Annotated in this window: 26 protein-coding genes; 14 read left to right on the top strand and 12 right to left on the bottom strand. The window is 69.3% G+C overall.

The window, feature by feature from the left end:
* Positions 1–10: 10 nt before the first annotated feature.
* Positions 11–1,357: a helix-turn-helix domain-containing protein gene (locus IEY87_RS11860; RefSeq protein WP_189138603.1), complete on the bottom strand. Its 1,347-nt coding sequence runs from the start codon at positions 1,355–1,357 to the stop codon at positions 11–13.
* A 199-nt stretch (positions 1,358–1,556) separates the two neighbouring features.
* On the opposite strand from IEY87_RS11860, the gene IEY87_RS47155 reads away from it, so the two are divergent.
* Positions 1,557–2,051 (top strand): ATP-binding protein, encoded by a 495-nt coding sequence (locus tag IEY87_RS47155; protein ID WP_189138919.1) that lies wholly within the window; start codon positions 1,557–1,559, stop codon positions 2,049–2,051.
* Positions 2,052–2,183: 132 nt separating this feature from the next.
* On the opposite strand, the gene IEY87_RS11850 is transcribed toward IEY87_RS47155, so the two are convergent.
* Positions 2,184–3,203 (bottom strand): saccharopine dehydrogenase family protein, encoded by a 1,020-nt coding sequence (locus IEY87_RS11850; protein ID WP_189138602.1) that lies wholly within the window; start codon positions 3,201–3,203, stop codon positions 2,184–2,186.
* Positions 3,204–3,304: 101 nt separating this feature from the next.
* On the opposite strand from IEY87_RS11850, the gene IEY87_RS11845 reads away from it, so the two are divergent.
* The 3 genes from IEY87_RS11845 to IEY87_RS11835 all read left to right on the top strand — a co-directional run bounded on the left by IEY87_RS11845 (position 3,305) and on the right by IEY87_RS11835 (position 7,176).
* Positions 3,305–4,252: a helix-turn-helix domain-containing protein gene (locus IEY87_RS11845; RefSeq protein WP_189138601.1), complete on the top strand. Its 948-nt coding sequence runs from the start codon at positions 3,305–3,307 to the stop codon at positions 4,250–4,252.
* A 169-nt stretch (positions 4,253–4,421) separates the two neighbouring features.
* The gene (locus IEY87_RS11840; protein WP_225276946.1) at positions 4,422–4,973 is read left to right on the top strand and encodes a DUF1707 SHOCT-like domain-containing protein; all 552 of its coding nucleotides are present in this window, start codon (positions 4,422–4,424) and stop codon (positions 4,971–4,973) included.
* A 934-nt stretch (positions 4,974–5,907) separates the two neighbouring features.
* Positions 5,908–7,176 carry a serine hydrolase domain-containing protein gene (locus tag IEY87_RS11835; protein WP_189138599.1) on the top strand — a complete coding sequence of 423 codons (1,269 nt, stop codon included), beginning with the start codon at positions 5,908–5,910 and terminating at the stop codon, positions 7,174–7,176.
* Positions 7,177–7,306: 130 nt separating this feature from the next.
* Here IEY87_RS11835 and IEY87_RS11830 read toward each other — a convergent pair whose 3' ends face one another.
* The 3 genes from IEY87_RS11830 to IEY87_RS11820 all read right to left on the bottom strand — a co-directional run bounded on the left by IEY87_RS11830 (position 7,307) and on the right by IEY87_RS11820 (position 9,684).
* Positions 7,307–8,323, bottom strand: a complete 1,017-nt coding sequence (locus IEY87_RS11830) for a TerC/Alx family metal homeostasis membrane protein (RefSeq protein WP_189138598.1) — start codon at positions 8,321–8,323, stop codon at positions 7,307–7,309.
* Positions 8,324–8,529: 206 nt separating this feature from the next.
* Positions 8,530–9,240, bottom strand: coding sequence for an SIR2 family NAD-dependent protein deacylase (locus IEY87_RS11825; RefSeq protein ID WP_189138597.1), 711 nt, complete (start codon positions 9,238–9,240; stop codon positions 8,530–8,532).
* Positions 9,241–9,285: 45 nt separating this feature from the next.
* The gene (locus IEY87_RS11820) at positions 9,286–9,684 is read right to left on the bottom strand and encodes a VOC family protein (protein WP_189138596.1); all 399 of its coding nucleotides are present in this window, start codon (positions 9,682–9,684) and stop codon (positions 9,286–9,288) included.
* 91 nt (positions 9,685–9,775) lie between these two features.
* Here IEY87_RS11820 and IEY87_RS11815 point away from each other — a divergent pair, with 91 nt between their 5' ends.
* The 3 genes from IEY87_RS11815 (at position 9,776) to IEY87_RS11805 (ending at position 12,614) form a co-directional block, all read left to right on the top strand.
* Positions 9,776–10,756 carry a helix-turn-helix transcriptional regulator gene (locus tag IEY87_RS11815; RefSeq protein ID WP_189138595.1) on the top strand — a complete coding sequence of 327 codons (981 nt, stop codon included), beginning with the start codon at positions 9,776–9,778 and terminating at the stop codon, positions 10,754–10,756.
* Between the two features lie 138 nt (positions 10,757–10,894).
* A complete protein-coding gene (locus IEY87_RS11810) occupies positions 10,895–12,025 on the top strand; it encodes a M20 family metallopeptidase (RefSeq protein ID WP_189138594.1) in 1,131 nt (376 codons plus the stop codon).
* Between the two features lie 262 nt (positions 12,026–12,287).
* The gene (locus IEY87_RS11805; RefSeq protein ID WP_189138593.1) at positions 12,288–12,614 is read left to right on the top strand and encodes a restriction endonuclease subunit S domain-containing protein; all 327 of its coding nucleotides are present in this window, start codon (positions 12,288–12,290) and stop codon (positions 12,612–12,614) included.
* A gap of 61 nt (positions 12,615–12,675) precedes the next feature.
* Here the strand turns inward: IEY87_RS11805 and IEY87_RS11800 are convergent, their stop codons facing one another.
* Together IEY87_RS11800 and IEY87_RS11795 are read right to left on the bottom strand one after the other, a co-directional pair.
* Complete coding sequence (locus IEY87_RS11800; protein ID WP_225276945.1) at positions 12,676–12,891, bottom strand: DUF397 domain-containing protein; 216 nt, start codon at positions 12,889–12,891, stop codon at positions 12,676–12,678.
* Complete coding sequence (locus IEY87_RS11795) at positions 12,879–13,706, bottom strand: helix-turn-helix domain-containing protein (protein WP_189138592.1); 828 nt, start codon at positions 13,704–13,706, stop codon at positions 12,879–12,881. Before IEY87_RS11795 ends, IEY87_RS11800 begins: the two co-directional genes overlap by 13 nt.
* 206 nt (positions 13,707–13,912) lie before the next feature.
* On the opposite strand from IEY87_RS11795, the gene IEY87_RS11790 reads away from it, so the two are divergent.
* Positions 13,913–14,389 carry a hypothetical protein gene (locus IEY87_RS11790; protein ID WP_189138591.1) on the top strand — a complete coding sequence of 159 codons (477 nt, stop codon included), beginning with the start codon at positions 13,913–13,915 and terminating at the stop codon, positions 14,387–14,389.
* Here the strand turns inward: IEY87_RS11790 and IEY87_RS11785 are convergent.
* Complete coding sequence (locus IEY87_RS11785; protein ID WP_189138590.1) at positions 14,324–15,943, bottom strand: alpha/beta hydrolase; 1,620 nt, start codon at positions 15,941–15,943, stop codon at positions 14,324–14,326. The two genes, IEY87_RS11790 and IEY87_RS11785, sit on opposite strands and share 66 nt — an antisense overlap.
* 415 nt (positions 15,944–16,358) lie before the next feature.
* On the opposite strand from IEY87_RS11785, the gene IEY87_RS11780 reads away from it, so the two are divergent.
* Positions 16,359–17,435 (top strand): serine hydrolase domain-containing protein, encoded by a 1,077-nt coding sequence (locus IEY87_RS11780; protein ID WP_189138589.1) that lies wholly within the window; start codon positions 16,359–16,361, stop codon positions 17,433–17,435.
* A 72-nt stretch (positions 17,436–17,507) separates the two neighbouring features.
* A complete protein-coding gene (locus tag IEY87_RS11775; RefSeq protein ID WP_189138588.1) occupies positions 17,508–18,710 on the top strand; it encodes an erythromycin esterase family protein in 1,203 nt (400 codons plus the stop codon).
* 235 nt (positions 18,711–18,945) lie between these two features.
* Here the strand turns inward: IEY87_RS11775 and IEY87_RS11770 are convergent, their stop codons facing one another.
* Together IEY87_RS11770 and IEY87_RS11765 are read right to left on the bottom strand one after the other, a co-directional pair.
* Entirely contained in the window at positions 18,946–19,347 is a 402-nt protein-coding gene (locus tag IEY87_RS11770) for a nuclear transport factor 2 family protein (protein WP_189138587.1), read from the bottom strand.
* A gap of 296 nt (positions 19,348–19,643) precedes the next feature.
* Positions 19,644–20,135, bottom strand: a complete 492-nt coding sequence (locus IEY87_RS11765) for a DUF6194 family protein (protein ID WP_189138586.1) — start codon at positions 20,133–20,135, stop codon at positions 19,644–19,646.
* Positions 20,136–20,177: 42 nt separating this feature from the next.
* Here IEY87_RS11765 and IEY87_RS11760 point away from each other — a divergent pair, with 42 nt between their 5' ends.
* Both IEY87_RS11760 and IEY87_RS11755 read left to right on the top strand, forming a co-directional pair.
* Entirely contained in the window at positions 20,178–20,903 is a 726-nt protein-coding gene (locus IEY87_RS11760) for a MerR family transcriptional regulator (RefSeq protein WP_225276944.1), read from the top strand.
* Positions 20,904–20,995: 92 nt separating this feature from the next.
* Positions 20,996–21,742, top strand: coding sequence for a class I SAM-dependent methyltransferase (locus IEY87_RS11755; RefSeq protein ID WP_189138585.1), 747 nt, complete (start codon positions 20,996–20,998; stop codon positions 21,740–21,742).
* Positions 21,743–21,757: 15 nt separating this feature from the next.
* Here IEY87_RS11755 and IEY87_RS11750 read toward each other — a convergent pair whose 3' ends face one another.
* Positions 21,758–22,222 (bottom strand): hypothetical protein, encoded by a 465-nt coding sequence (locus IEY87_RS11750; protein WP_189138584.1) that lies wholly within the window; start codon positions 22,220–22,222, stop codon positions 21,758–21,760.
* Between the two features lie 38 nt (positions 22,223–22,260).
* Positions 22,261–23,025 carry a CPBP family intramembrane glutamic endopeptidase gene (locus IEY87_RS11745; protein ID WP_189138583.1) on the bottom strand — a complete coding sequence of 255 codons (765 nt, stop codon included), beginning with the start codon at positions 23,023–23,025 and terminating at the stop codon, positions 22,261–22,263.
* A 123-nt stretch (positions 23,026–23,148) separates the two neighbouring features.
* On the opposite strand from IEY87_RS11745, the gene IEY87_RS11740 reads away from it, so the two are divergent.
* Together IEY87_RS11740 and IEY87_RS11735 are read left to right on the top strand one after the other, a co-directional pair.
* Entirely contained in the window at positions 23,149–24,240 is a 1,092-nt protein-coding gene (locus IEY87_RS11740) for a sensor histidine kinase (protein WP_189138582.1), read from the top strand.
* Entirely contained in the window at positions 24,237–24,875 is a 639-nt protein-coding gene (locus IEY87_RS11735; protein ID WP_189138581.1) for a response regulator, read from the top strand. The genes IEY87_RS11740 and IEY87_RS11735 overlap by 4 nt, the downstream gene beginning before the upstream one ends.
* The last annotated feature ends 83 nt before the right edge of the window (positions 24,876–24,958 follow it).

Genomic DNA, 24,958 nt, shown 5'->3' with positions numbered 1-24,958 from the left:
CCCAATGCGGTTAGACGCCGACGAATGCTTCGTGGAAGGCGCGAGTGTGGCTCTCCTCCGGCCACCGCTCCCGTAGCCCGGCGTCCAACGTACGCAGCTCGCGCTGGATGCGTACGGAGCCGGTCTGCCGGGCGACGGTGAGTGCCTCGTGGCCGAGGTGCGCGGCCCTGGCCGGGTCCGGCTGGGGTGACTGAGTGACGGCGACGGCCAGTTTGGCGGTCAGGTGCCCGCGGTCGCGGGTGAGGTTGGCGGGCAGCTTGGCGATCCGCTTTTCGAGGATGGTGATGGCCGTGTCGGCGTGCCCGGCGGCTCTGTGGCAGGCCGCGGACTGCTCCTGGAGGGTTTCGAGGTCGTAGTGGTGCAGGTAGACGGGGGTGTTCGGGTGGGTGACGTGCGGGTGGTCGCGGAGGAGGTCGGCCGCCTGGTCGAGGAGGTCGAACGCGGGTCGGTGCCGGCCGAGCATGGCCAGACCGCGGGCTTGTTGCTGCGCGGCCAGGGCGACGAGCTTGGGGTCGAGCTCAGCGGAATGCCGACGCGCGGCGGCGGCGAGTTGAACGACAGCCGCGTAATCCTCCGTGGCGACCGCGATGTTGCTCTGCCGTACGAGCAGGTAGGCGGCCATCTGGGTGTCGCCGGCGCAGGCCGCCCACTCGGCCGCGCGCCGCGTCCAGTCCATCGCTTCGCCGCTCTCTCCCAGGTCCTGGTGCAGCCAGCCTGCCATCTCGCCGTAGGCGGCCAGCGTCCGCAGGAGTGGGTCGGCGTGGCTGGTGGCGCCCCGGCGTAGCTCGTCGAGGACTTCGATCTGGGCCAGCACCGGCCGCAGCAGGTGGCGGGGGCCGAGCATCTTGTCGGCGGTGTAGTGCTCGGTCAGCACCCGCTGGAAGTAGTCGATCACCTGGTCGTCGACGCGGGTGGGTTGCGTGATGGCGCGGGAGACGCGCTGGGCCTGATCAGGGTCGGCGAGGTAGGGCAGGACGGCCGACAGCGCACCCGAGGCGAGTAGCTGGGCGAAGGCCCGTCGCGAGATCGTCACCTGCACCAGTTTCCCATCCTGGGTTGGCATGTCCAGGATGACGGGTTCGCTCTCGTAGCTGCCGGAGGCGGTCATCGCGGGCGTGGCAGGTCCGTCGCCCCGGCGCAGGGCGACGAGGAGGCCGCCGGCGCCGAGCGCGTCGTCGAGGTCCTGGACCCGGTCGAGCGGCGCGAGCCACTCGCCCTGCTCAGCGCGGGCGATGCGGGTGTGATCGTAGTAAGTGATCTTGGCGAGTTCGCGCAGGGACAGTCCGGCCTGCGTGCGGAGCTGGCGCAGCACGGGCCCGAAGGCGTACGCGGCGGAGGTCGTGAGTGGGTCGTTCATCGCGCACCGGCTCCCTCGCTTGTGGTGTTGCTTCTTCGAGCAACGCCGGCCCTCTGGGCAGGCGATGGAGATGGAGGTCACCATCCGTACTGACGGTTACTCGGAGCGTAAACCCGAGGGTAAGTGATCGCACGGATTTCCTACCGGCCGTCTCAACAGGAAGGGCGATGAGGTGAGCATTCCTGCGCGCAAGGCGTCCATGGGCCACGTTGCACCCACTCCCGGAGACGGCGCTGTGAGTGGACGGCCGCTGGCGAAACTCTCGCTGCCCGGAAAGCCTCAGTCGGTTGCCGTTGCGCGGCGGGAGGTGAGGAAGGCTCTCGCGGATGCGGGGCACGACGACGCAGAGGACGCGGTGTTGTTGCTGTCGGAAATGGTGTCGAATGCGGTGCTGCATACGAGATCGCGTCATGCGGGCGGGCGCGTACTGGTGGAGGTCTTTGAAATTGACGTCGGGCTGGTGCGTCTAGAGGTGACCGATGAAGGGGCGCAGGGCGTGCCGCATGTCAGTAGGCCCGATTGCGACCGTACGGATGGACGGGGTCTCTGGTTGTTGGACGAGTTGGGGAAAGGGTGGGGTTTTCGGCGAAATGGCGAGTGCGGGTGCACGTGGGTTGAGGTGATGACTCGTACGGAATGCGTGCGGGCAGCTTCTCGAACAGACCTCTGTACCCGCGACTGGCCGAGCCCTTGAGCCCGTGAGAAGTTGCCCGAGTCGCACCGAGCGCTGCCCTTGCCCGACCCCCGTCAGGGGCAGGGGCCGCACCCTTGACGAAGCGGCGGGGTGATCGATGTGCTCTCGCTCCGTTCTGGGACGAACGTGCTGTTATGAAGGCAGGTCCAGGGAGATGTGCGGAGACAGCGCGCGGAGGAAGTCGGGTGCGTCGAAGATCTTGCCGGCGGAGGTGACGCCGACCGTCCTGGTGCGTCCGGTGAGGATGCGGTCGACCGCTTCCACCACGAGCGGCGCGGTGACGGCGTAGATGTCCCGCCCCCTCGCTACGGCGCGCCGCTCGCTGCCATCGGAACGCACGACGACGTCGACGAGGAAGGTCTGATCCGACCGCCCCAGTTCGTCGGCCGGGGCCGGCTCCGGTGTGTCGGAGGCCGAGAGGTCCCTGGCCGCCTCGGCCGTCATGTAGGTGGTCACTTCGGGGATGGACAGGTGGCTGGGAACGGTGACGACGTCAGCCATGGTGAACTCCCCGATGACGGCCCGGGGCCCCATCGGGTCGGGGAAGGGCCACTCCAGGGTCGGCGGGCCGTCATGGCGGTATTCCAGCCGGCCGTTCGTGTACCGGACGCGCCGGCCGTCCCGCCGCTGCCGGGAGACCGCGCCCGCGATCCGCGTCCCGGCGGTGGGGTGCCAACTGCTCAGCCCGTACGCGATGTGCGCCTCGTCGGCCGCCGTCCAGTCGCCCATCGCGGCGGTGGTCAGCAGGTCGCCGAGGCCGCCGTAGAAGGCCATCGCCGGGACGATCACCGCTCCCGCGGCCCGGGCGCGCTCCGCGAAGTGCGTGAACGTGTCGACGTTGGCCTCGATCTCAGCCGCCACGTCCACGTACGGGATCCCGGCGCGTAGTGCCGCCTCGATCGCGGGGGCGGCCGTCGTGGCGAAAGGTCCGGCACAGTTGATCACGGCCGCCGCGCCGGCCAGTGCGCGGTCGAGCGAGGCGGGGTCATCGACCGACGCCGGGCGGGCCTCCAGCCCGGATTCGGACTCCAGCGCCTTCAGCTTGTCGGCGTCGCGCCCCGACAGGATGGGGACGAACCCGCGCTCCTGGAGCTGTGCCACCACAAAGCGCCCGGTGTGCCCGTACGCGCCGAAAACCGTCACTGGTCCCATGGTTACTCTCCTGCTCACCTGACCTGCTGTCGTGAACATCCTGGCAAGGGCCGAGGCTCCCGACGAGTGTCCGGAACGCCATTGCCCGTACAATTCCGGACATGAGTACTGTCGCGCTGGCCGTCACCGACGGGATGCTGCACTTCGAGCTGTCCATGGCGTACGAGGTCTTCGAGGCCGGCGTGGCCGACCCCTGGTACGACGTCGTCGTCTGCGGGCCGGGTGCCGTGCGAGCCGGCCGGTTCCGGCTGGAGCCCGACCATGGCCTCGACCACCTCTCGCGCGCCCACACCGTGATCGTCCCGGGCTGGGCCGACATCGACGTGGACCCGCCCACCGACCTGGTCGACGCGGTGCGTGCGGCCCACGAGGCCGGCGCACGCGTGGCCTCGCTCTGCACGGGCGCGTTCGTGCTGGCCGCCGCCGGCCTGCTGGACGGGAAGCGCGCGACCACCCACTGGGCGCACACCCGAGCCCTGGCCGACCGCTATCCCCAGGTGAAGGTGGACCCGGATGTCCTGTACGTGGACAACGGCAGCGTGCTCACCTCCGCCGGCAAGGCCGCGGCCATGGACCTGTGCCTGCATCTGGTCCGCCTTGACCACGGCTCCTCGATCGCCAACGCGGTCGCCCGCCGCCTGGTCGTGCCGCCGCACCGGGACGGCGGCCAAGCCCAGTTCGTCACCACCCCGGTGCCGGCCCCGGACAACCACCCACTCGCCGAGCTGTTCCCCTGGGTGATCGAACGGCTGGACCATCCGCTGACGGTGGAGGACATGGCCCGCCGGGCGCGGATGAGCTCGCGCAACCTGGGCCGGCACTTCAGGTCGGTGACCGGCACCACCCCGCTGCAATGGCTGCTGACCCAGCGGATCCGCCACGCCCAGGAGTTGCTGGAGACCACCGACGACGGCGTCGACACCATCGCGGCGGCCACCGGCATGGGCACCGCCACGACACTGCGCCGGCACTTCAACCGCACGGTCGGCGTGCCTCCGGACACCTACCGCCGTACCTTCCGCTCGCGAACCCGCCCCGGCCAGAACTGACGAGAGCGGCTCACTTATGAAAGAGACCCGCTTCGCGGAGCATGGTCGCTCAGGACCCCACATAATTTCCGTTATGGGAGCGTATGGTGCAGATCTCCGGGAACCCTCTAGCCTGAAAGCGAACGCGATGGACGCAAACCAGCAACCGACCCCTTCCAGCTCTGGTCAGGTGCGTGTTTCGCATGACGAGCGTGAAGCGGTGGTGGAGCGGCTGAACACCGCGGCGGCCGAGGGGCGCATCGACTTCAGCGAGCTGGAGGTGCGGCTGGATCGGGCGCTGAACGCCAAGACCTACGCCGACCTGGAGCACCTCACCGCCGATCTGCCGCAAGAGATTCCAGCGGAGCCGCTGGTCCTCAAGGGAGGCATCAATGGCGCGGCGCGGACCGGCCACTGGCGGGTGCCTGCGCGCATCACCGTGTACGGCGGCATGGGCGGCGCCAAGATCGACTTCACCCAGACCAAATGCCGACTGCCCGAGATCGCGATAGAGGCGTACGGGCAGATGGCCGGTGTGACGATCATCATCCCCGACGGGTGGGTGGCGGAGACCACGGAGATGAATCCGGGCCTCGGCGGCTTCAAGGACAAGACCACATCAGAGCGGCTCCCCGGCACGCCGCGGGTCCGCCTCACCGGCGACGGCGGCGCCGCGGGCGTGGTCATCCGCCACCCGAACAGCTGGGAACGCCGAGTACGGCGCCGCGCCGAGGGACGTTGAGGATCTCTTGCGGAGGTGAGCCGGGGGGCGGCCACGGAAGGACGGCATGGCCGCCGAGCGCATGGACATCCTGTCCCGGCACCTCAAGCCGAACCCATGACCGGCCGATTCAAGCCACCGAAGCGGAACGTCAGATGGGTTTCACCCGTCCAGGAGCAGCCGCAGCAAGGCGGCGCTCTGGATGGGTCTCCCCCTACTGTCGTCAAGTTCACGCGTTCCCCACCTGTCACCGGCTACGCAGGCCGGGCGCGGACGAAGGACGAACTGCTCCTGGAGAGCCTGCTCGATCAGGTGTTCACCAGGAGCAGCAGCGCAAGCGCCGGTATCTCGAGATCCTGGCGTTCAACCGCTCCCGCGAATACGAGATGATCTTGACTGTGTTGGATCGTGTGCAGCCCGGGTCGCGTCAGATTTGGCTGTCCTGAACCGTCGAGTGAGACCGGTGCCCCCGAACGCGACATGCGGCTCACTCGGCTCGGGCTGACACCGCCGGCGTGCCTGCCCAGGTCGACGCGTCCGTTACCCAGTTCGGCCACGGCGGCCGCTATCTGGGCGACGGGTTGAACGAGGACCCGTACCTCAGCAGCGTGAGCCGGACCGGCTCTACGACTCCATCACGGCCCGTGAGCTAGGCCCTGTCACGGGCGGGCATTCCCGGTCCGTCGACCTGCTGGACTTCTCGCCGGACGGGCGGCTGCCGGCGACGGCCGGGCGGGATCCGACCATCCGCCTGTGAGACACCACCGCTCCGCAACCTGCCGCACCTCATGACCTTGAGCAGCACGGCCACCCCACCTACATCGATGTGACCAGTCGCCCGTGTCATCGGATCGGTATGACAGGGATCATGCCGGGTCGATGACTCAGCCGACTGGTCGCCTCGGGCCCGATCCAGCAAGCTGACCATGACCATCTGTCGACCTTGGAGGTAAGGATGACCATGGTGAAGCGGCTGTTCGCCGGGGCCGGGTTAAGCATGGTGCTGGTCGCGGGCACGCTGGCGCCGGCCGGGGCCGCCTCCGCCGAGCGCGGTCCGGGCCTCGATCGGCGGGCGCTGCAGGACTCCCTCGACGCGATCCACGAGGCCGGCATGTACGGCATCTACGCCGAGGTGCGCGATGGGCGGCGCGAATGGGACGGGGCGGCCGGGGTGGCCGACGTCGAGACCCGCCGGCCGGTGCACGCACAGATGCGCCATCGGGTCGGCAGCATCACCAAGACCTTCGTCTCGGTCGCCATCCTCCAGCAGGTGGAGCGCGGGACCATCGAGCTCGACGCGCCGGTGGCCCGCTACCTGCCCGAACTGATCCCGGGGGAGCGCGGCCGGCAGATCACCGTACGGATGCTGCTCAACCACACCAGCCACATCGGCGACTACATCGGCGGGGCGTTCCCGTCGCTGCTGGAGGGCTCGACGGCCAGTCTCGACGACCAGCGCTTCCGTACGATCAAACCGGAGAAGCTGGTGGAGCTCGGACTGGCCGCCACGCCCACGGGGACCCCGGGGATCGCGCCGGGCTCCTACTCCAACACCAACTACATCGTCGCCGGCCTCCTGCTGGAGAAGGTCACGGGCATCAAGGCCGAGACGTACGTCACCCGCAACGTGATCCGCAAGGCGGGGCTGCACCACACCTCGTTCCCCAGCACGCCGCACATCCCGGGCCCGCACTCCAAGGCGTACGAGTCCTGGCTCGGCTTCATCGACCCGCCACGCGACTACAGCGTCTACAACATGTCGTGGGCGAGCACGGCGGGGGCCGTGGTGTCGACCATGGACGACCTCAACCGGTTCTACCGGGCGCTGCTGACCGGCAAGCTCATCGGCGCCGAGCAACTGGCCCAGATGCAGACGACCGTGCCGGTGGCGGTCGGCGGCGGGGCGATGAACTACGGGCTCGGCCTCTACTACGTCGACATACCCTCCTGCGGCCGGTTCTGGGGGCATGACGGCGCCGTCTTCGGGATGGCCACACAGTCGCTGTCCAGCCCGGACGGTAGCCGCCAGCTCTCCTTCGGGTTCAACCTGACCAAGTATCAGCGCCTCGACGAGAACGGCAATTTCGAGCCCAGCCCCATCGACGACGCGCTCGTGCCCCATCTCCTGCTCGCGCTCTGCGGCCCAGACACGGCCGAGGCCAAGACGGCGCGCTCACTCCCGTTCACCCCCGTCCCGACGGACAAGGTGCTGGTCAAGCGGTGAGCGACCAGGCAGCCAACCGCAAGAAGCGCGGCTCTCGCGGCGGCCGCCAGGCGCTGGACGTGCTCTACCCGAAGTAGGAGGACGTCCAGCGGTCGCAGGCCCGGGATCGACCGGCGAACCGTACTCGTGATCATTGTGGGGGTGCGGCGGGGACGCGGCGGGCGTCGCGGCGGTTGGCGTGCACGCTGGTAATCGTGACCGTGGTCAGGGTGGCGATGATGACGCCGAGTGAGAGCAGCGTGGGGATCTCCGGTATGGCCGGCCAGATGCCGTGAGCCCAATGCAGGACGAGCTTGACCCCGATGAAGCCGAGGATGATGCCGAGCCCGTGGTTCAGGTGGCGCAGTTTCGCCAGGACACCTTGCAGCACGAAGTACAGCGCGCGCAGGCCGAGCAGGGCGAAAGCGTTGGTGACGAAGACGATGAACGGGTCCTCGGTGACGCCGTACACGGCGGGGACGGAGTCGACGGCGAACACGATGTCGGTGGCGAACACGGCGACGATCGCGAGTGCCAGGGGTGTCAGCGCGCGTCGGCCGCCCTCGCGGACCGTCAGGCGGGAGCCGTGGTAGGCGCCGGTGACGGGCGTGAACCGGCGCAGCAGCCGGATCGACCGCATGGAGGAGATGTCGACCTGCTGTTCCTCGCCGTGTGCCGCACTGCGCAGGATCCGCCACGCGGTGACGATGAGGATGCCGCCGAACAGCAGGAACGCCCAGGTGCCGCTCTGCAGCACGGCTGCGCCGAGCGCGATGAAGATCGCCCGCAGCACCAGCGCCCCGACGATCCCGTACAGCAGCACTCGCTGGGCCAGCTCGTGCGGCACGGCGAACGCTGTCAGCAGCAGCATGAACACGAAGAGGTTGTCGACCGACAGCGACTTCTCCACGACGTACCCGGTGGCGAACTCGACCGCGACGCCGGCCCCGAACGCGTACCACACGTACACGGCGAAGAGCAGGGGAAGGGCCAGGTAGAAGACCGACCAGCCGATGGCCTCGCGCATGCGGACCTTGTGCGGGCGGTGGGTCAGGGAGAAGTCCAGAACCAGTAGCAGGACGAGACCGGTGATGGTGATCGTCCACAGTGGCGCCGTACCGATCGTCTCGATCTGGGCAGCCGACAGCAGAATGGTGGGTGCGGGCATCGAACCTCCTCGAACGCACAAGTCGTCCGAGGTCTCCTTCACCCACCGTGGGTGGCTGCCCGAGGCCGAGGATTCGTCCGTATTGACCGGGTCAGCGCTTGGGAAGTACTCCCCTCGACCTCACAGAGTAGGCGAGTGTGCCGGAGGGGTCCAGCCCGGGGTCGACCGGCCGTGTGAGGCGTCCTGCTGATCTTCTCTGAAGGACTTCAAGAGAGCCGCGCCACGAGGTGAGGGACGGCCTCGCCGATCGGGTCGCGGATCAGCTCGTGGGCGAAGTCGTCGTACGGGGTCGGTTCGGCGTTCACGATGACGAGTCGCGCGCCGGACCTGACCGCCAGGCCCGCCAGTGAGGCGGCGGGCTGCACCTGCAAGGAGGTGCCGATGGCGATGAACAGCCGGCACCTCTGGGTGGCCTCGACCGCCTCGGCGACGACCCGCTCGGGCAGGGACTCGCCGAACATGACCGTGGTCGTCTTGAGGATCCCGCCGCACTCCTGGCAGGCGGGATCCGGCTCGCCCGCGTCGATCCGCTCCAGCGCCTCCGCCAGGGTGGAACGGGCGCCGCACCGCACGCACAGCACACCGGACATGTTGCCGTGCAGCTCCAGCACCCGCTCGGGGCTGGAGCCGGCCTTCTGGTGCAGGCCGTCGATGTTCTGGGTGACCAGGCGGTCCAGCAGGCCGGCCCGCTCCAGCTCGACCAGGGCCAGGTGGGCGGCGTTCGGGGCGGCGGTCCTGGCGGGGCTGTCGCGGCGGAACTGCCAGGAACGGCGGCGGATTTCGGGGTCGGCCAGGTAGTAGTCGATGGTGACGAGCTTCTCGTGGTCCGGGTCGTTCCGCCACAGGCCGGAGGGGCCGCGGAAGTCGGGGATGCCGGAGTCAGTGGAGATGCCGGCTCCGGTCAGGACGGTAATCATCACCGCCCATTGTGACCTGTCCCGTCGAGGCGGGCTGCGCTGTCGTCAGCGGGCGAACTTCGCGATGGCCGCCGGGGTGACAGGGGTGAAGACGTTGACGAGGTTGCCGTCGGGGTCGCGGAACAGGAGCGACCGGTTGCCCCAGGGCATCGTGGTGGGCTCGGCCACGAAGTCGGTGACGAAGCCGGTCAGGTCGCGGTGCACGCCGTCCACGTCGTCGACGAGGAATTCGACGATCACGGTCTTGTTGTCGGCCGCGCGGGCGGAGTCGGGCGCGAACAGCGCCACGGTCCGGGTGCTGCCGATCGCGAGGGTGCCGCTGGTGGTCCGGAGCTCGGCGAAGTCCTCGGTGGACCAGTCCGCGCGCACTCCGGTGACGCGCTCGTAGAAGTCGACGAGGCGCGCGACGTCGTCGGTGATGACGCGGATCGAGACGAGGTTCATGGCGATCTCCTAGGTTCGGGTGGTCGTGCACCTCGCACGCTAGAGGAGATAGTGGACAGAATCGGTCCGGTATCACCATTAAGCTCCGCATATGGCTCGACCTACTGGCCGCGTGCTCACCCTCCTGGAGCTTCTGCAGTCGGGCGGCATCCGGACGGTGGCCGAACTCGCCGACAGGCTCGGCGTCGACGGGCGCACCGTGCGGCGGTACGTGGACCACCTGGTGGACCTCGACGTGCCCGTCGAGTCGGTGCGTGGCCGCTACGGCGGGTACCGGCTCGCCCCCGGCTACCGCCTGCCTCCGCTCATGCTCAACGATGACGAGGCGCTCGCCGTGCTGCTCGGCCTCCTTGCCGGCCGCCGGGCCGGACTGCTGACGGCGACGGACACGGCGAGCGAGACGGCGGCGGCCAAGATCCGCAGAGTGCTGCCCGAACCGCTCGCCCGCCGGCTCGACACCGTCCTCGAATCCCTCGCCTTCACGGCTCCACCTGGCGAGTTCGCCACCCCGGAGACCGGGGTCCTGCTCACCATCGCCGACGCGGTACGCCATCGCCGGCCGGTCTCGATCAGGTACACCTCCCGCGACGGCCGACGCAGCGAACGCACGCTGCACCCGTACGGGATCGTCACGCACTCGGGCCGGTGGTACGTCACGGGCGCCGATCCCGGGATCGGCGAGGATCGGACCTTCCGGCTCGACCGCATCGCGGACGCGAGGACCCTGCCAGGCGCATTCGAGCCGCCCGCCGGGCTCGACCCGGCAGAGCGCGTCCTGTCGGGGCTCGCCGGCGCCGCGTACCGGTACGAAGTGACCCTGCGCATCCACGGGACGGTCGAGCAGATCCGCACCCGGCTCCCGGCGAGCCTGGCGGATCTTGGTCCCGCGGAAGGCACGGATCCACACGCCGAGCGCTGGCGCCGGGTCGAATTGCGAGCGGAGCGGCTCGACTGGTTGCCCGCCCTGCTCGCGGCACTCGACCGGCCGTTCGTCATCGAGCGGCCGGACGAACTCCGGGACCGCGTCCTCGCCCTCGCCGACCGGCTCACCAACGCCGCCCACCAGACCTGACGGAGCCGTCCGCCGGGGCGTGCCACGGGCTGGGGGTGAGACGGGCGGGTCTGTATGATCGCCGCTGTGGCCGTCCCTGATTCTCCGGACGCGAAGTCCGCTCGCACAGGCCCTGCGGCGGCTGTCGACGGTGATGCGGTGGTGCGCCTCGCCCAGCAGCTTGTCCGGGTCGCGTCGTGCAATCCGCCCGGCAACGAAGCACAGGTCGCGCGGGTGCTGGCGGAGGCGGCCGGCGGCGCGGGCCTGCGGGTGACGACGGACGAGGTCGCGGCCGGGCGGACCAACGTCACCGTCCGCCTGCCGGGATCCGGGGCCGATCCACGCACCTTCCTGTACTGCGGACATCTGGACACGGTCGCGGTCGGATCGGCGCCCTGGACGCGGGACCCGTTCGGCGCGGAGGTGGCCGACGGGCTGCTGTGGGGGCGCGGCTCGGTGGACATGAAGGGCGGCCTCGCGGCGATGCTGTCCGGGTTGATCGCGATAACCCGGTCCGGCGTCCGGCCGCCCGGCGATGTCGTGCTGTGCGCGCTGGTCGGTGAGGAGGTCGACTGCGCGGGGGCGCGGCACCTGCTGGCCACCGGTGGCATGGCGGAGGCCGCCTGGATGGTCGTGGGGGAGCCCACCGGGCTGCGGGTCGTCGTCGCGCACAAGGGCTGTGCCCGGCTGCGGGTGGTCGTCCACGGCGCGGGCGCGCACGCTTCGCGTCCCGACCTGGGCGTCAACGCGATCCTGAACATGGCGCGGGTACTGCCGGAGCTGGCCGCGGTCGACGTTTCCGGCCCGCCGCATCCGCTGCTCACCGGCTCCACGTCCGCGGCCACCGTGATCAGCGGGGGCAGCGCGGTCAACGTGGTGCCCGACGCCTGCACCGTGGACTTCGACATCAGAACGGTTCCCGGGCAGGATCATCGGGAGTTGGCCGCGCGCTTCGAGGCCGTGCTGGCGGACGCTGCCCGCCGCGACCCGGCGCTCAAGGCCACGGTCGAGCTGACCTACGACCGGGCGCCCGTCACCACGTCACCCGATGACGCGCTTGTCACCGCGGTTCAGGGCGCGGCGGAGGCGGTGCTGGGACGCCGCCCGGAGCTCGGCGGCGTCAGCTTCTTCACCGACGCCTCGGTGCTGCAGCCGCCGACCGGCGTCCCGACGGTCATCTTCGGACCGGGGGACGTCGGCCTGATGCATCAGACCGACGAACGGATCAGCGTCAGCGAGCTCGTCGACGCCGCACGCGTCTTCGCCGCACTGCCCTTCATGCTCTGGTGACAACGCTCCGCCGCGATGACGGCGCGACCCGGGACCGGCTCGGAGGACGACCCGGAACATGTGGCGTTCCTCGGGGCCAACAATGAAAGAGCCCCAGAGCTCAAGCTGTCGGTCAGGCGGCATCTGGCAGGCGGCCCTGGATCGATCAGGATGTCCAGCATCTGAGTCTGCTCGTATCTCGGTGCGATCGGCGGGTGGCGGTAGGTCTCCGATTCGCGCCGGGCGCGGAGCGCGGTCGCGCAGGAAACTCCACGATCTTGGCGTGATCGACCGGGGCGGAGCTGTGCTCGGGCCGGGGCTGTATCTCTTCCGGGCCGATCCTGAGCAGGTCGATCCTGCCTGTCTGGCGGGCTTTCTGCGGATCTCCGGTGCTTCGGGGCCTGCCCGTGGGCAGAGTGGGACGTCCCGTGCGGACATCCGGCGGGTGGAGATTCCCCGGCTGTCCGTGGCAGAGCAGCGCCAATTGGGGGAGGCGTTCCAGCGGTTGGAGCTCTTCGAGAGGGCTGTGGCGCGGGCCTCGCGGCAGGCGGCGGAGCTGGTGCGGGCCGGGCCCGCCGAGCTCGCGTCGGGAGCGCTGCGCACTCCCTGACGGCGGGCGTCACGTTCCTGCGAGAGAGGCCCCCGCGAGTGCGGGGACCTCCCGGTCGGTGTCAGAAGTCGAACTCGCCGAGACGCATGCCGCCCCTGAAGGCGGACCATTCCGCCTCGGTGAACACCAGGACAGGGCTGTTCGCGTCCTTGCTGTCCCTCAGGGCGACCCGGCCGCCGCTCAGCGGCGCGACCTCGACGCAGTTTCCTGTGTCGCCCGAGAGCGAGGACTTCCGCCATGCGGCGGTCCTGATCTCCTCACGCATTAACATGTCCATTTCTGCTCCAACCTCTTTTTTATCTTTTCGAGTGAGAGGCTCTGCGGGAGCGCCTCAGAGCGAACAACCTGGTATTTGTATTTGAGCACCTCCACTTCCGGTTGTTGGTCCCAGATCCGACCTATCACAGGTGAGTCGACAAAAGCTGCGTCGCGCATATCTCTTGTTATCGCGATAACGAAACCGCCCAGCAGGCCTAGCGTTGACAGGGCGCTGAAGGGAAGGATTTGGATGGTTATCCAGCGGCTCTGGCTCATCTCGATCAGATGGGCCAGCTGGTCGCGGGTGACGCTTTCGCTGCCCACCGGGCGATACAGGATGCCTTCGTCCAGAACTGCCCAGAGGCCCGGCGGTTCGTCTCGGCGGAAGATGGCCTGACGTGCCATGCGTGCTTGGACCGCCTCGTCCACCCGCTCTTTCTTTGAGCCGGGCTTAGCCGCGAGGATCGCCCGCGCGTAGCCCTCGGTTTGAAGCAGGCCGGGCACCACCAAGGGCTCCCAAGTCCACAGCTCCCGCGCCTGCCGCTCGATGTCCATCCAGGGGACGAGCGTGCGGAACATGGGCAAGCGCCGACTGGCCGGCAACAGTTTGGAGAGATGCCGGGGCTTGAGCCCCAGCGCCTCTTCGCAGCGCTTGGTGAAGTCGTCGCTCGGGGTCCGGGTCGCCCGTTCGACAGAGCCCACCAGGCTTTCTGAGAACCCGATCCTGTCCGCGAGCTTTTCCAGGGTCAAGCCCTTTTCGATGCGAAGTGTGCGCAATTCGCGCCCGAATTCGACGAGGGGATCGGCGTTCGGGGCGGAATCCAGATCAGTCATTCAGCGCCTCCCTCCGAGGTGATCGTCAGCACATGGGAGCACAGAAGTTACGGACAGCTGTGCTGATTTGTGCTGGGACTGTCGTTCCTGTCTCCCTCAACAACGTAGCTGAAAGTGGCACTCTGAAGGCAGATGGTAACGAGACAGTGGCGATCAGGAAACACAAGATCGAAAAGATCTGTGTCCGCTAATGACGGAGGTGGGCAGTGGTCAGGAAAGAAAAGGCATCCAGTGCCGTCAAATCGACTAAAGGGTGTCTATCGCTCGACATCGTTATTCAACATCAGGAATCTCTCGCACGCCTCCGGGATCACCTGCGGGCCGTCGGAGTTCGCTCCCGGGTGGAAACGCACATCCGTCTCGTTCTCGGATATGAAAAATCCGGAAAGGGGCACATGCTGCCGGGGCTGCCCGACTACGAAGAGCCTGTCCTCGTCCTCTTCGGCCATGACCGGCAGGTGCTCGGCGAAGTGGTCGTGGGCGGGCGCTCCGGCTCCTACCTGGTCACGCTCCCGGCCCTGGATCCGGAGCCGAAGGTGATGCGGCCCGAGAACCTGGATCCGATCTGCGTCGACGTACTCCTCGCGTACAAGATCTCCTTGGACGCGGCTCCGGCTCTACAGCGGCCCCCCAGAGACGCTGGAGGGCAGGATAGGGGAGTGAGCGGTGGTGCCGGCCGGTGACGGGGCCGGGCAGAAGCGGTCCCGTCCGGGCAGCGCGCCGGTGGCCAGGAAGGTGTTCATCGCCTTGTCGGCGCAGCTGCCCAGCCCCACGACGCCGTGCCCGCCCTGGTCGACCGTGATCATGGCGGCCCGCCGGTCGAGTACGGCGCGCAGGCCGCGTGCGCTCACCAGGGGTGTGGCCGGATCGCGGGTGTTCTGCAGGATCAGCACGTTGCGCGGTCCGTGGCCGGTGACCTTCACCGGCGGCTCCACCGGCCGGGTGGGCCAGGCCACGCATGGCCAGAGGTTCGACGGCATGCCGGCCGTCGCGGGCCACGCCCGCTGGTCGGCGGCGACCTGCCGGGCGTACAGCGCCACGTCGCGCGGCCAGGCGACGTCACCGCAGACCACCGCGTACATAGCGGCGAAGACGTTGTCCGCCGATACCTCTGCCGCCACGGCGGAGGTACCACCGGCAGACAGCAGCTGGTTCAGTCGCGCGAGGATGTCAGTGTCCGCGGCGGGCTCTGACGGGACGGCCTCCAGCCCCTGCCAGAGCTCGGCCAGGAGCGGAAAGGCATCGTCGTGGTTGAGAAACCCCCGAGTGATCTCGCGCAGCAGGTTCCCGTCGAGTACGGGACCGCTCGGATCCGACAAGGGCCGCTCGTCCAGGGCCGTGGTCATCCGGTCGTAGGTGCGCCGTACCTCCTGCGGTGTCGCGCCGAGGCGGTAGACGGAGTCCCGCTCGGCGGCGAAGCGGAGGAAGTCGGGCAGCCGCGTCGCGACCGACTCGTTCCAGGTCCGCCACATGCCCCGCCACACCAGACCCGGATCGACGGCGCTGTCCAGCACGATCCGATCGCCGCGCTCCGGGAACAGCGAGATGTAGACGGTTCCCAGATAGGTGCCGTACGAGATGCCGAAGTAGGAGAGTTTCCGCTCACCGAGCGCGGCTCGGATGCGGTCCATGTCCCGGACCGTGTTGGCCGTGGTGATGAACGGGAGCAGGTCGCCGGAGTGCTCGGCGCACGCGGCCGCGGTGTCCCGGGCGAAGGTGAGGTTGCGCTCGATGCCGCCGCCCGGGGCCGGGTAGGGCATCAGCAGCGTGGTCAGCGCCGTGGGGTCGAGCCCACAGGTGACCGGGGTGCTGTGGCCGACCCCTCGCGGATCGAAGCCGATCAGGTCGTACTGCTCCAGGACCTTGGCCGGCAGCCTGGCCGCCAGCCGGCTGGGCATGTCCAGGCCGCTTCTCCCCGGGCCGCCCGGATTGGACAGCAGGATCCCGCGGCGCGACCCGGATTTCGCCGTGCCGATCCGGGAGATCGCGATCTCGATGCTCCGCCCGCGCGGGGCGCGGTAGTCCAGCGGCACCCGCAGCGTCCCGCACCGCTGGCGTGGATCGCGCGAGACACCGGGCTCCGCCGGCGGGCACTCGCCCCAGACCGGAGCCTCGGCCACCGCCGGTTCCGGTGCGCCGATCCGAGGTCCGGCCGGTGCCGGCGAGCCCGCCGCCACGGTGGCCATCATCGCCGCGGCGATGAACGCCGTCAGCCTTGATCGCGGACTTAATCGCACTCGTACCTCCTGGTAAAAGGGCAGATGTTTTCTCAATGCCAGAGAAAAGGGACTGCCGGGACGCTTCGCGAATCTCATCTCTTCATTCCTGACGCGGGCGGGCGAAAGGGTACGGTGATCGCTCGCGCTCATCGAGACGAGTTGGTCCGGCTCGTTGCCGTCCCCACCGCCACTATGGGATATCAAGCAACTTGAGACTCAAGCCCCATCCGCCACCGCTTCAATGCGGGTTCCCCGCGACGGCGCCTCTCGGCGTGCCAGTTGCACAGGTAGAAGGCGCCGGCACCCGCTCTGCTCGTCTCCCTGAAGGCAGGTAGGGGCAGCCCCCGGGCGGGAGCGGTGCTGGCGTGACTGTCTTTCGAGGTCCCCGACGACAGAGTCATGGGAGACATATTCCGATCTTTAAGGACGTCTCATGGCTCGTAGGTTCGTGGCCGCCGTTGTCGTCGGCGCGCTGGCACTCGCCCCCCTGACTCCGGCGCTCGCCGCCGCCGGTCCCGGGCTGGAGAAGCGGCTGGATCGGCTCACAGGGGAGGGCGGTGTGGCGGGGGCGCTGGCGCGTACCAGTGACGGTGTGACCGTGGTGTCCGGCACCGCTGAGCGGGGGACCGGGAGGGCGATGGTCGGGCCGGACGCGAGTTTCCGGGTGGCGAGTTTGAGCAAGCCGATCATCGCGGCGACGGTGCTGCGGCTGGCCGAGCGGGGTCAGATCAAGCTGGGTGCGCCGGTCGAGCGGTATCTGCCCAAGGTGGTGCGGGGGAAGGGCGCGGGGGCGGCGATCGACGGGCGGAAGATCACGGTACGGGACCTGCTGCGGCAGACCAGTGGACTGCCCGACTTCATCGAGGTGGCCGACTGGTCGAAGCCGGGGCAGGACTATCTCAAGCTCGCGCTCGGGCTCAAGCCGACGGCTGCCGGGCGATTCGCCTACTCCAACACCAACTATCTGGTGCTGGGCATGATCATCAACGAGGTGACCGGGAAGGACTTCCGGCAGGTCTCCCGGGAGCTGGTGCTCAAGCCGTTGCGGATGCGGGACACGTACTGGCCGCGCAGAGGCGAGATGGGGCTGCGCGGTGAGCACGCGCACACGTACGGCGTCAGCCCGGCCGACCCGAAGGGCGGGGTCGTCGATCTCACCCGGCTGCCGGGGTACGAGTTCGGGGCCAGTGGTGGGCTGGTGTCCACGCCGGACGACCTGAACCGGTTCTGGCGGGGGGTGCCGGTCAAGAAGATGACCGCTGATGCCGTACGGGTCGGTGAGCCGGGGTGGCCGGCCAAGGCGCGCTACGGGCTGGGGGTCGTGCGGGCTCGGCTGAGTTGCGGCGAGGTCTGGATGCACGGCGGCGATGTGCCCGGTGTGTCGGCGCTGTCCGGGCGGAATCGGGCCGGGCGGGCGGCGACCGTCTACGTCACCGGCTCGGTCGCCACGGAGACACAGCGCAAGCGGCTGCTCGACACTTTCGACGCAGCCATGTGCGAGGCTTTTTAAGGTTTTACGCGAATTGCCTGGAGATATAGCGGTAAAGGTTCAACCTTTTAAGTGAACGATATTCTTTAAGGTATGACAACTGGTATAAAAGACACCGCCCATGCCGTCGAGGCCGCCACCGTCATGCGGCTGCTCCCCGCTCGCCCACGGCTGCTCGCCCTGGGCGAGCCCACCCACGGGGAGGACATCCTGCTCGAAGTACGGAACGACCTCTTCCGGCAGCTCGTCGAGCAGGAGGGCTACCGGTCGATCGCGATCGAGAGCGACTGCCTGAAGGGCCTCGTCGTGGACGACTACGTCACCTCGGGCGCGGGCACCCTGGACGAGGTCATGGAGCGCGGCTTCAGCCACGGGTTGAGCGCGTCCGCGGCCAACCGCGAGCTCGTACGCTGGATGCGCGCGTACAACGACGGCCGGCCCGCGTCCGAGCAGGTGCGCTTCGCCGGATTCGACGGGCCGCTGGAGATGACCGGCCCCGAGAGCCCCCGGCAGGCCATCACCGCACTGCACGGCTACCTCGCGGCCTGGGGCGACGCGGACCTGCTCCCCTGCGCCGCCGAGACGCTCGACCGCCTGCTCGGCGACGACGACCGGTGGACCGATCCCGCCACGACGATGGACCCGTCCCGGTCCGTGGGGCGGTCGGCCGAGGCCAGGGAGTTGCGGCTGCTCGCCGACGATCTGGTGGCGCTGCTCGACGCACAGACGCCGCATCTGATCGCGGCCTCCTCACGGGACGATTGGGACCGGGCCCGCCTGTACGGGCGCACCGCGACCGGCCTGTTGCGCTATCACTACTGGATGGCCGACACGTCACTGAGCCGCATGACATGGCTGATGAACCTGAGGGACTCGATGATGGCCGACAACCTCGTAGCCATCGCCGAATGGGGCCCGGCGCTTGTCTACGCACACAACGCCCATCTCCAGCGGGACAAGAGCACGTGGCGGCTGGGCGACCTGCCGCTGGAGTGGTGGAGCGCCGGCGCGATCGTGAGCGCCCGCCTGGGCGAGGAGTACGCCTTCCTGGCCACGGCCCTCGGCACGATCCGCCACCAGGGAGTGGACACCCCGCCCCCGGACACCCTCGAAGGGCTCCTGTACGCGCTCCCGGAGGACCGCTACCTCCTCGACGCCCATCGGCTGGCCGCCGCCCTCGGCGACCCGCCGCCCGCTCCCCGCGTGTCCTCCTGGTACGGCTACTTCCCCCTGGATCCGGCCCACCTGGCTGACACCGACGGGATCGTGTGGATCAAGGACTCCCCGCGACGTTAGCCGCCCTCAGCGATCATCGGCAGCGCGGCCGCTCGCTCCTGTATCCCCGGCCTTGCCGTGTGCGCGCCGACCGCCCCGTACGGTCGCCGCTCGTCACATGTCCGAGCGTCCGTGTCCGGAAAGATCGGGGCACCCCAGTGGGCGTGCCGCGACAGCCCGAGGTCTTCGTCCGGGAACTGACCCCGGACGAGGCGATCTTCTCAAACACGCCTGTGTCGAGTCGCCAACAGATCACTCACCCGGAAAACGCGGAGAGGGCGCGGGCCGTATCGATGTATTCGCGTGCTGCGACAATCTTGCCGTCCACTAGTTCGAATGCGAAGTGATATACCTGATTGAGGCTCTTTCCGTTAACGAGGAGTGCGTTCGACGTCGCCTCCACTGACGCATTGGCTTCATCTGCAATCACACTGGTCACTGACATGTGTATACCGCTGGGAAGAGAGTCGTGAAATCTCTTCATATGTTCGATGAACGCGGGCTTCGACATGTCGCCGGAGACCGGGAAAGTGGCAGCGTCAGTCATGACGGTCCATACTGCATTCTCGTGAAGAAGGTCAAAGGCCTCGGGACTGCCGTTCGTTCCTAGGCCTTCGACCAGTTTCTTGACGGAAGCCTTGTTCTGGTCGATCGTCATGGTTCTTCCCTTCGCCGTCAGGTCTGGTGTGGGCTCGCACATGCCTGCGCGTCGTCAGTCTGAAGCCAGGCTCACGCGCTCAGATGTGGGCCTGAGCCTCAAGCTCCCTCCTGCGGCGGCGGTTGGCCACTCGCGGGAGGCGGGTGATGCGGGGAGCCCTAAGCCTCATGAGGCCAACGTGCCGGAACCGCGGGCCCTAGCCTACCCATCCCGCAAGGCCGGGTAGTCAAGGCCCGGCGCTGGTTGTCGAGGGCCCTGTATGGTCAGCGGCGCGTTGCCATGGCCGCCGGGGCTCATCAGTCGTGGGCGGGGACGGCGTCGCCCCGAGGTCGGCGGCGCTCGACGCGGCGCTGATCGGCGAGGTGCGCTTCGTGGAGCGCCGCCAGCGCGCGAGGCGTGGTGCGTGGGCCCGGGTTCACCACCGCGACCCAGCCGTACGCGCCGTAGAGCGGGTGCGGGAGGAACGTGTCCGGCTCGCTGAAGTCGACGGTCGATTCCTCGATCGACTCGGGCGGGTAGCCGAGGAGGTCGGTGAAGAGCTGTGACCCGACGTGGATGTTCAGGCGCCACCGGTCGGGCGCGTCGAGGCGCGATCCGACGTCATCCGGGTAGTCCTTCGTGACGATCGTCGCGTAGGGCTGCCTGTTCCGCGGCACCTCGCCATCCGGGGCGTAGTAGAAGAAGAAGTCCCCCCAGGAGATCTCGGGGTGCTCGCTTCCTGGTCGGGGTGCGAGCTCCAGCACGCCGACGTACGTTCTGAGCTCTGTGAGAATCTGCTCCATAGCCATGGTTCAAGTGTGAGCTTGAAGTGCTTATGGAGGGTTGGCATCGTGGCAGCGACCATCGGGTCCGCGCCTCAGGCGTATACGACGAGCGGTCTGGCCGCGGCCTCCGGCTATTCCGTCCAGCAGATTCGCGACCTCGAACGCCTCGCCGTCATACCTCCCGCCCTCCGGCAACCCAATGGATACCGTCGCTTCGGCTCCGAGCACGTCACGGCCTTGCGCGCTTACCGCAATCTCGCGATCGCCGTCGGCCCGGTCGTGGCGCGCGGCACGATGCGAGAAGCGCAGGCTCTCCCGTACGACCAGGCGATCGCCCGGATCGTCGCCCTGCACGTCGCACTGGCTCGGTCCCGCGAGGACAGCATCGTGGCCCTCCAGGCGCTCGACGGCATCGTCGCGGAGGACTCCCACGACGCGGCGCCTACGCCCGCCGATGCGATGGGCATCTCGGAGCTGGCGAACGCGATCGGGGTGCGCGCCTCCACGCTCCGCTTCTGGGAGCAACAAGGGCTCGTCGCCCCCGAACGCACCGCCGGGCTCAACACACGGCGCTACCCGCTCGCGGCGATCCGGGAAGCGCGCATCGTCGCCGCACTGCGCGCCGGCGGCTACCCCATCCCCGCGGTACAGGCGGTGATGAGATCCCTGCGCACGATCAGCGGCACCGACGACGCCCGCGCCGCGCTCCAGAACCGCCTCCGAGCAGTCGCGAACCGATCCGAAGCGCTGCTCCGAGCCGGCACCGACCTCGCCGACCTGCTGGCACGTTGACCGGACCGGCCTGCCAGAAGCCGACGACCTGCCGGCCGACGACTGCCGGGCTTGGTGGCCGTACGCTCTGGATGGGTGAAAGGCGGTTGACCATGCTCGACTACGACCGTGAGGCCGCCCGCTACGACGCGACGCGAGGCGGGGACGCCCGCGCCGAGGCGGCGGCGGAGGCGGTCGAGGAGTTGCTGCCCCGGCAGGCGCGGGTGGTGGTGGACGTGGCGTGCGGCACGGGGATCGTCACCGCCCGGCTACGGCGGCCGGGCCGGCGGGTGGCCGGGATCGACCGGTCGGCCGGGATGGCGAGAATGGCGGCCGCCCGGCTGCCGGGCGGCGTGGTCTGCGGTGACGCGGCGGCCCGGCTGCCCCTCTTGGACGGGTCGGCCGACGCGGTCACCATGATCTGGTTACTCCACCTGCTGGACCAGGCCGACTCCGCCGCCGTCCTCGCGCAGGCGGCGCGGGCGCTGCGGCCGGGCGGGAGGCTCCTCACCACCGTCGACAAGAACCACGCCGCCTACCACACCGGCGGCGACGTCGCGGCGCTGCTCGGCCCGGTGCGGGACGCGCACACCCCGCCACAGAGCGACGCGCTCGACCGGGTGCTGGGGGTGGGCTCGGGGTTGGGGCTCACGATGTCGGGCCGTACGACGTTCGCCGGGCTCGGGCAGGGCCGCAGCCCTCGCTCGTGGCGTGAGGTGATCCCCAAGAGCCCGTGGGGCCGCCGGATGGACGCCGCGACCCTCGCCGAGCTCGGCAGCCGGCTGGGCGACCTGCCCGACCAGGACCACCCCCGCCCCGACCCCGTCTACACCCTGATCGCGCTGGTGAAACAGGACTGAGCCGCCGGGCCGCGGTCAGGTGGCGGCGTCCAACTGTTCGGCCACCTGCTCCAGGCCGTTCCTGATGAGCTGACCGTACTCGTCGTCGCCGAGTGCGCCGAGCCCGTCCCGTGCGTGCTGGAGGTGTTCGCGGGCGCGGTCGAGATCGCCCAGCTTGCGGTAGCACTCGCTCAGGTTCAGGTGCAATGACGGATAGAGGCCGGCCACCGAGAGCGGCACCCCGGCCTGGGCCACCCGCTCATCGGTGATCAGGCCGACGGCGGCGAGCGCCCGCTGGTCCCACATCAGCTCCTGGTGCACGTCGTCCTGCACGTCGGCCATCGAGTGAGCGAGGACGCACACATGCAGCGGGTCGCCCTGCTCGCCGCCGATGTCATCCCAGATCTGCGCGAACAACTCACGAGCGGCCTCACGCCGGCCTTGCTGATGATGCAACTCCACGCCCTGGCCGATCCGGGCCATCGTCGGGTCGGCGGTCATCGGGGGCTCCTTCGCCGTCGCGGAAGATCAAGATCAGCCTACTCGCCTGGACGGCCCGCGAGCGCCGGCTCGCGCCGGCCCCTCAGCAGTACGGCTCCGGCCAGGGTGAGGGTGATGATCAGGAGCACGAGGGTGACGCTGAAGTGCGCCGGTTCGAGGGGGAGCAGTCGCATGCCCAGGTGGAAGCCCCAGTGCACGCCCACTGCCATCCAGAGCCCGCCGCCGCGGATCCGCGCCGCCGTGCACGCGAAGCCGAGCGCGACGGCCATGACCACGTAGAGCAGCTTTTCCACGAGGGTGCTCGCCGGGCTCTGGGAGAAGATGTGCAGGACGCCGAATCCGGCCGAGCTGATGATCACGACTGCCCGTGGCGACAGTCGTACCGACAGGGTGTCGACGAGGTGGCCGCGCCAGAGCAGTTCCTCCGGGAACGCCTGGCCGAGCAGGACGACCACGGCGGCCAGCGGCAGCCAGACATAGGCGGAGGCGTCGACCGGCACCCAGGTGGACGCGCCTGCGGCGAGGGAGAGCCCGCTCGCGACGAGCACGGGCACAGCGCCCGCGAGCACGCCGAGCAGGACGTGTGACGGGTTCCGCCAGCCCAGGGCCGACCACGGCCGCCGGTCGAGGAATCGGCGGACGAGGTGGACGAGCAGGAGCGCGGTGAGTGTGACGCCGACCGCGCCGAGCGGCTCCCGCAGCGGATTCGCCTGGCCGAGGAGCAGTAAGGCGAGGGTGGAGCCGATGAAGATCTGCGCGAACATGACGACGACGACCAGGTGGACGGCCCAGAGGGTTCTCATGCCAGGCACGCTATGAACACACGGGTCCGCCGCACATCGGGCCGGAGATAGAGATGACCATGACCGAGGTCATGGTGACTTGGGCGGGATGTCGGGCCTTCGGTGGGATCGTAGGTTTGTCGCATGGCGTGGTTGCGTGATCCCGACCGTCCGGCTCTCCTCAGCGTGGTGTTCTGGCTGGTGCTCGGCGCCACGGTCGCGGCCAACCTGGCGATGCCCAGCGACGCGGGGGCCCGGGCCCTGTTCTTCGCCGACGTGGTGCTGCTGTGCGGGCTCTGGCCGGTGATGCCGTGGCAGCCCCACCGTGGTCGTCGGCTGGTGGGCCCCGCTTTCCTGACGGGCACGCTCGTGCTGGGGCTCACCGGGGCGGCCGGCACACACATGCCCCTGCTGCTCATCGGAGTGGCCAACCTCGCCTTCGTGTACGGCATGCGGGTCGCCACCGCCATTCTCGCCGTGTTCGGTGTGATCACGGTCGTTGCCATGCCCTTGTTCTATGGCAGGACGATCGTTCAGGCGCTGATCGAGACGGGGGTCACCGCCGTGCTGGCCGCCTTCTCCATGGGGATGGCGTCGGCGGTGCTGCGGGCCCGGCACCTCGCCGAACGGGTGCGGGAGCTGACCGTCGCCGAGGAGCGCGCCAGGATGGCGGCGGAGATGCACGACTCGATCGGCCACCACCTGACCGTGATCAAGGTGGGGCTGGAGAACGCCGAGCGCTTCCGCGACAGCCGGCCCGCCGCCGCCTGGGCGGAAGTGCACCAGGCCAAGGAGCTCACGATCGCGGCGCTGGCCGACGCCCGCCGCTGGGTGCGCGCGCTGCGCCCGCTCGCCCTCAACGGTCACCTGGGCAGTGCCGCGCTGCAGCGGCTGGCGGACTCCTTCACCGGCACCGGCGTCAGGGTCGCCTTCGAGGTGACGGGGACCGAACGCCCGCTGGAGGCCGACGCCGAACTGGTGCTCTACCGTGTGCTGCAGGAAGGGCTCACCAATGCCCTCCGGCACGCCGAAGGCGAGTCCGTACGCGGCACGCTGGCGTTCGAGAAGGGGAAGGTCGTGCTCGTGGTCGCCGACGACGGCAAGGGCCGTGCCGATGATCAGGCCCACGGGTTCGGGCTGAGCTCGCTGGCCGACCGGGTCAAGGCGCTCGGCGGCGATCTCACCAGCGGAAACGCGGCTAGGGGCTTCGAGTTGCGCGCGGAGCTGCCGTCGTGAGCGCGGTCCGGGTGCTGCTGGTCGACGATCAGGAGCTGATGCGGCAGGGCCTGCGCAAGCTGCTGGAGATCGAGGAGGGCATCGAGGTCGTGGGGGAGGCCGCCGACGGGGTGGCCGCGCTGGCGGTGGTGGCCGAGGTCCGCCCCGACGTGGCTCTCGTGGACGCCCGGATGCCCCGGATGGACGGCGTGGAGCTGATCACCCGCCTGACGGTCGAGCATCCTTCGGTGGCGGCGATCGTGCTCAGCACCTTCGACGAGGACGACTACATCTTCGGCGCGCTGCGCGGCGGCGCCGCCGGTTACCTGCTCAAGGACTGCTCACCCGACGAACTGGTCACGGCCATCCGGCAGGCGAGCCGCGGCGAGACCGTGCTGAGCAACCCGGTCGCCGCCCGGCTGGTCGCCGACCTCCGCCGGGAGCCGGTGGGCGGCGGCGCGTTCCCCGGCCAGGAGCTTCTGTCGGCCCGGGAGCTCGACGTGGCGCGGATGGTGGCCGCCGGCGCCGCCAACCGGGAGATCGCCGCCCGGCTGTTCATCACCGAGGGGACGGTGAAGAACCACGTCTCCAGCATGCTGCGCAAGCTGGGCCTGCGCGACCGCACCCAACTGGCCCTGCGCCTGACGGGCCGATAGCACCGTTTTCATAGGGGGCATGCGCCTGACGGGCCGGTAACCGGCCTACGGGGATGTGCCTGCGCACCCTCCAGGTGCGGCGG

This window comes from Nonomuraea glycinis (assembly GCF_014646515.1).
GTDB lineage: Bacteria > Actinomycetota > Actinomycetes > Streptosporangiales > Streptosporangiaceae > Nonomuraea > Nonomuraea glycinis.
This window is presented reverse-complemented; position numbering and strand designations above follow the sequence as displayed.

Coding starts and splice junctions, on each gene's coding strand:
- IEY87_RS11755 (WP_189138585.1), top strand. CDS start 20,996: ATGCTCGACTACGACCGTGAGGCCGCCCGCTACGACGCGACGCGAGGC.
- IEY87_RS11740 (WP_189138582.1), top strand. CDS start 23,149: ATGGCGTGGTTGCGTGATCCCGACCGTCCGGCTCTCCTCAGCGTGGTG.
- IEY87_RS11765 (WP_189138586.1), bottom strand. CDS start 20,135: ATGGCTATGGAGCAGATTCTCACAGAGCTCAGAACGTACGTCGGCGTG.
- IEY87_RS11745 (WP_189138583.1), bottom strand. CDS start 23,025: ATGAGAACCCTCTGGGCCGTCCACCTGGTCGTCGTCGTCATGTTCGCG.
- IEY87_RS11835 (WP_189138599.1), top strand. CDS start 5,908: ATGACCATGGTGAAGCGGCTGTTCGCCGGGGCCGGGTTAAGCATGGTG.
- IEY87_RS11800 (WP_225276945.1), bottom strand. CDS start 12,891: ATGGACATGTTAATGCGTGAGGAGATCAGGACCGCCGCATGGCGGAAG.
- IEY87_RS11750 (WP_189138584.1), bottom strand. CDS start 22,222: ATGACCGCCGACCCGACGATGGCCCGGATCGGCCAGGGCGTGGAGTTG.
- IEY87_RS11815 (WP_189138595.1), top strand. CDS start 9,776: ATGGCTCGACCTACTGGCCGCGTGCTCACCCTCCTGGAGCTTCTGCAG.
- IEY87_RS11780 (WP_189138589.1), top strand. CDS start 16,359: ATGGCTCGTAGGTTCGTGGCCGCCGTTGTCGTCGGCGCGCTGGCACTC.
- IEY87_RS47155 (WP_189138919.1), top strand. CDS start 1,557: ATGGGCCACGTTGCACCCACTCCCGGAGACGGCGCTGTGAGTGGACGG.
- IEY87_RS11770 (WP_189138587.1), bottom strand. CDS start 19,347: ATGACGATCGACCAGAACAAGGCTTCCGTCAAGAAACTGGTCGAAGGC.
- IEY87_RS11860 (WP_189138603.1), bottom strand. CDS start 1,357: ATGAACGACCCACTCACGACCTCCGCCGCGTACGCCTTCGGGCCCGTG.
- IEY87_RS11795 (WP_189138592.1), bottom strand. CDS start 13,706: ATGACTGATCTGGATTCCGCCCCGAACGCCGATCCCCTCGTCGAATTC.
- IEY87_RS11850 (WP_189138602.1), bottom strand. CDS start 3,203: ATGGGACCAGTGACGGTTTTCGGCGCGTACGGGCACACCGGGCGCTTT.
- IEY87_RS11820 (WP_189138596.1), bottom strand. CDS start 9,684: ATGAACCTCGTCTCGATCCGCGTCATCACCGACGACGTCGCGCGCCTC.
- IEY87_RS11775 (WP_189138588.1), top strand. CDS start 17,508: ATGACAACTGGTATAAAAGACACCGCCCATGCCGTCGAGGCCGCCACC.
- IEY87_RS11825 (WP_189138597.1), bottom strand. CDS start 9,240: ATGATTACCGTCCTGACCGGAGCCGGCATCTCCACTGACTCCGGCATC.
- IEY87_RS11830 (WP_189138598.1), bottom strand. CDS start 8,323: ATGCCCGCACCCACCATTCTGCTGTCGGCTGCCCAGATCGAGACGATC.
- IEY87_RS11845 (WP_189138601.1), top strand. CDS start 3,305: ATGAGTACTGTCGCGCTGGCCGTCACCGACGGGATGCTGCACTTCGAG.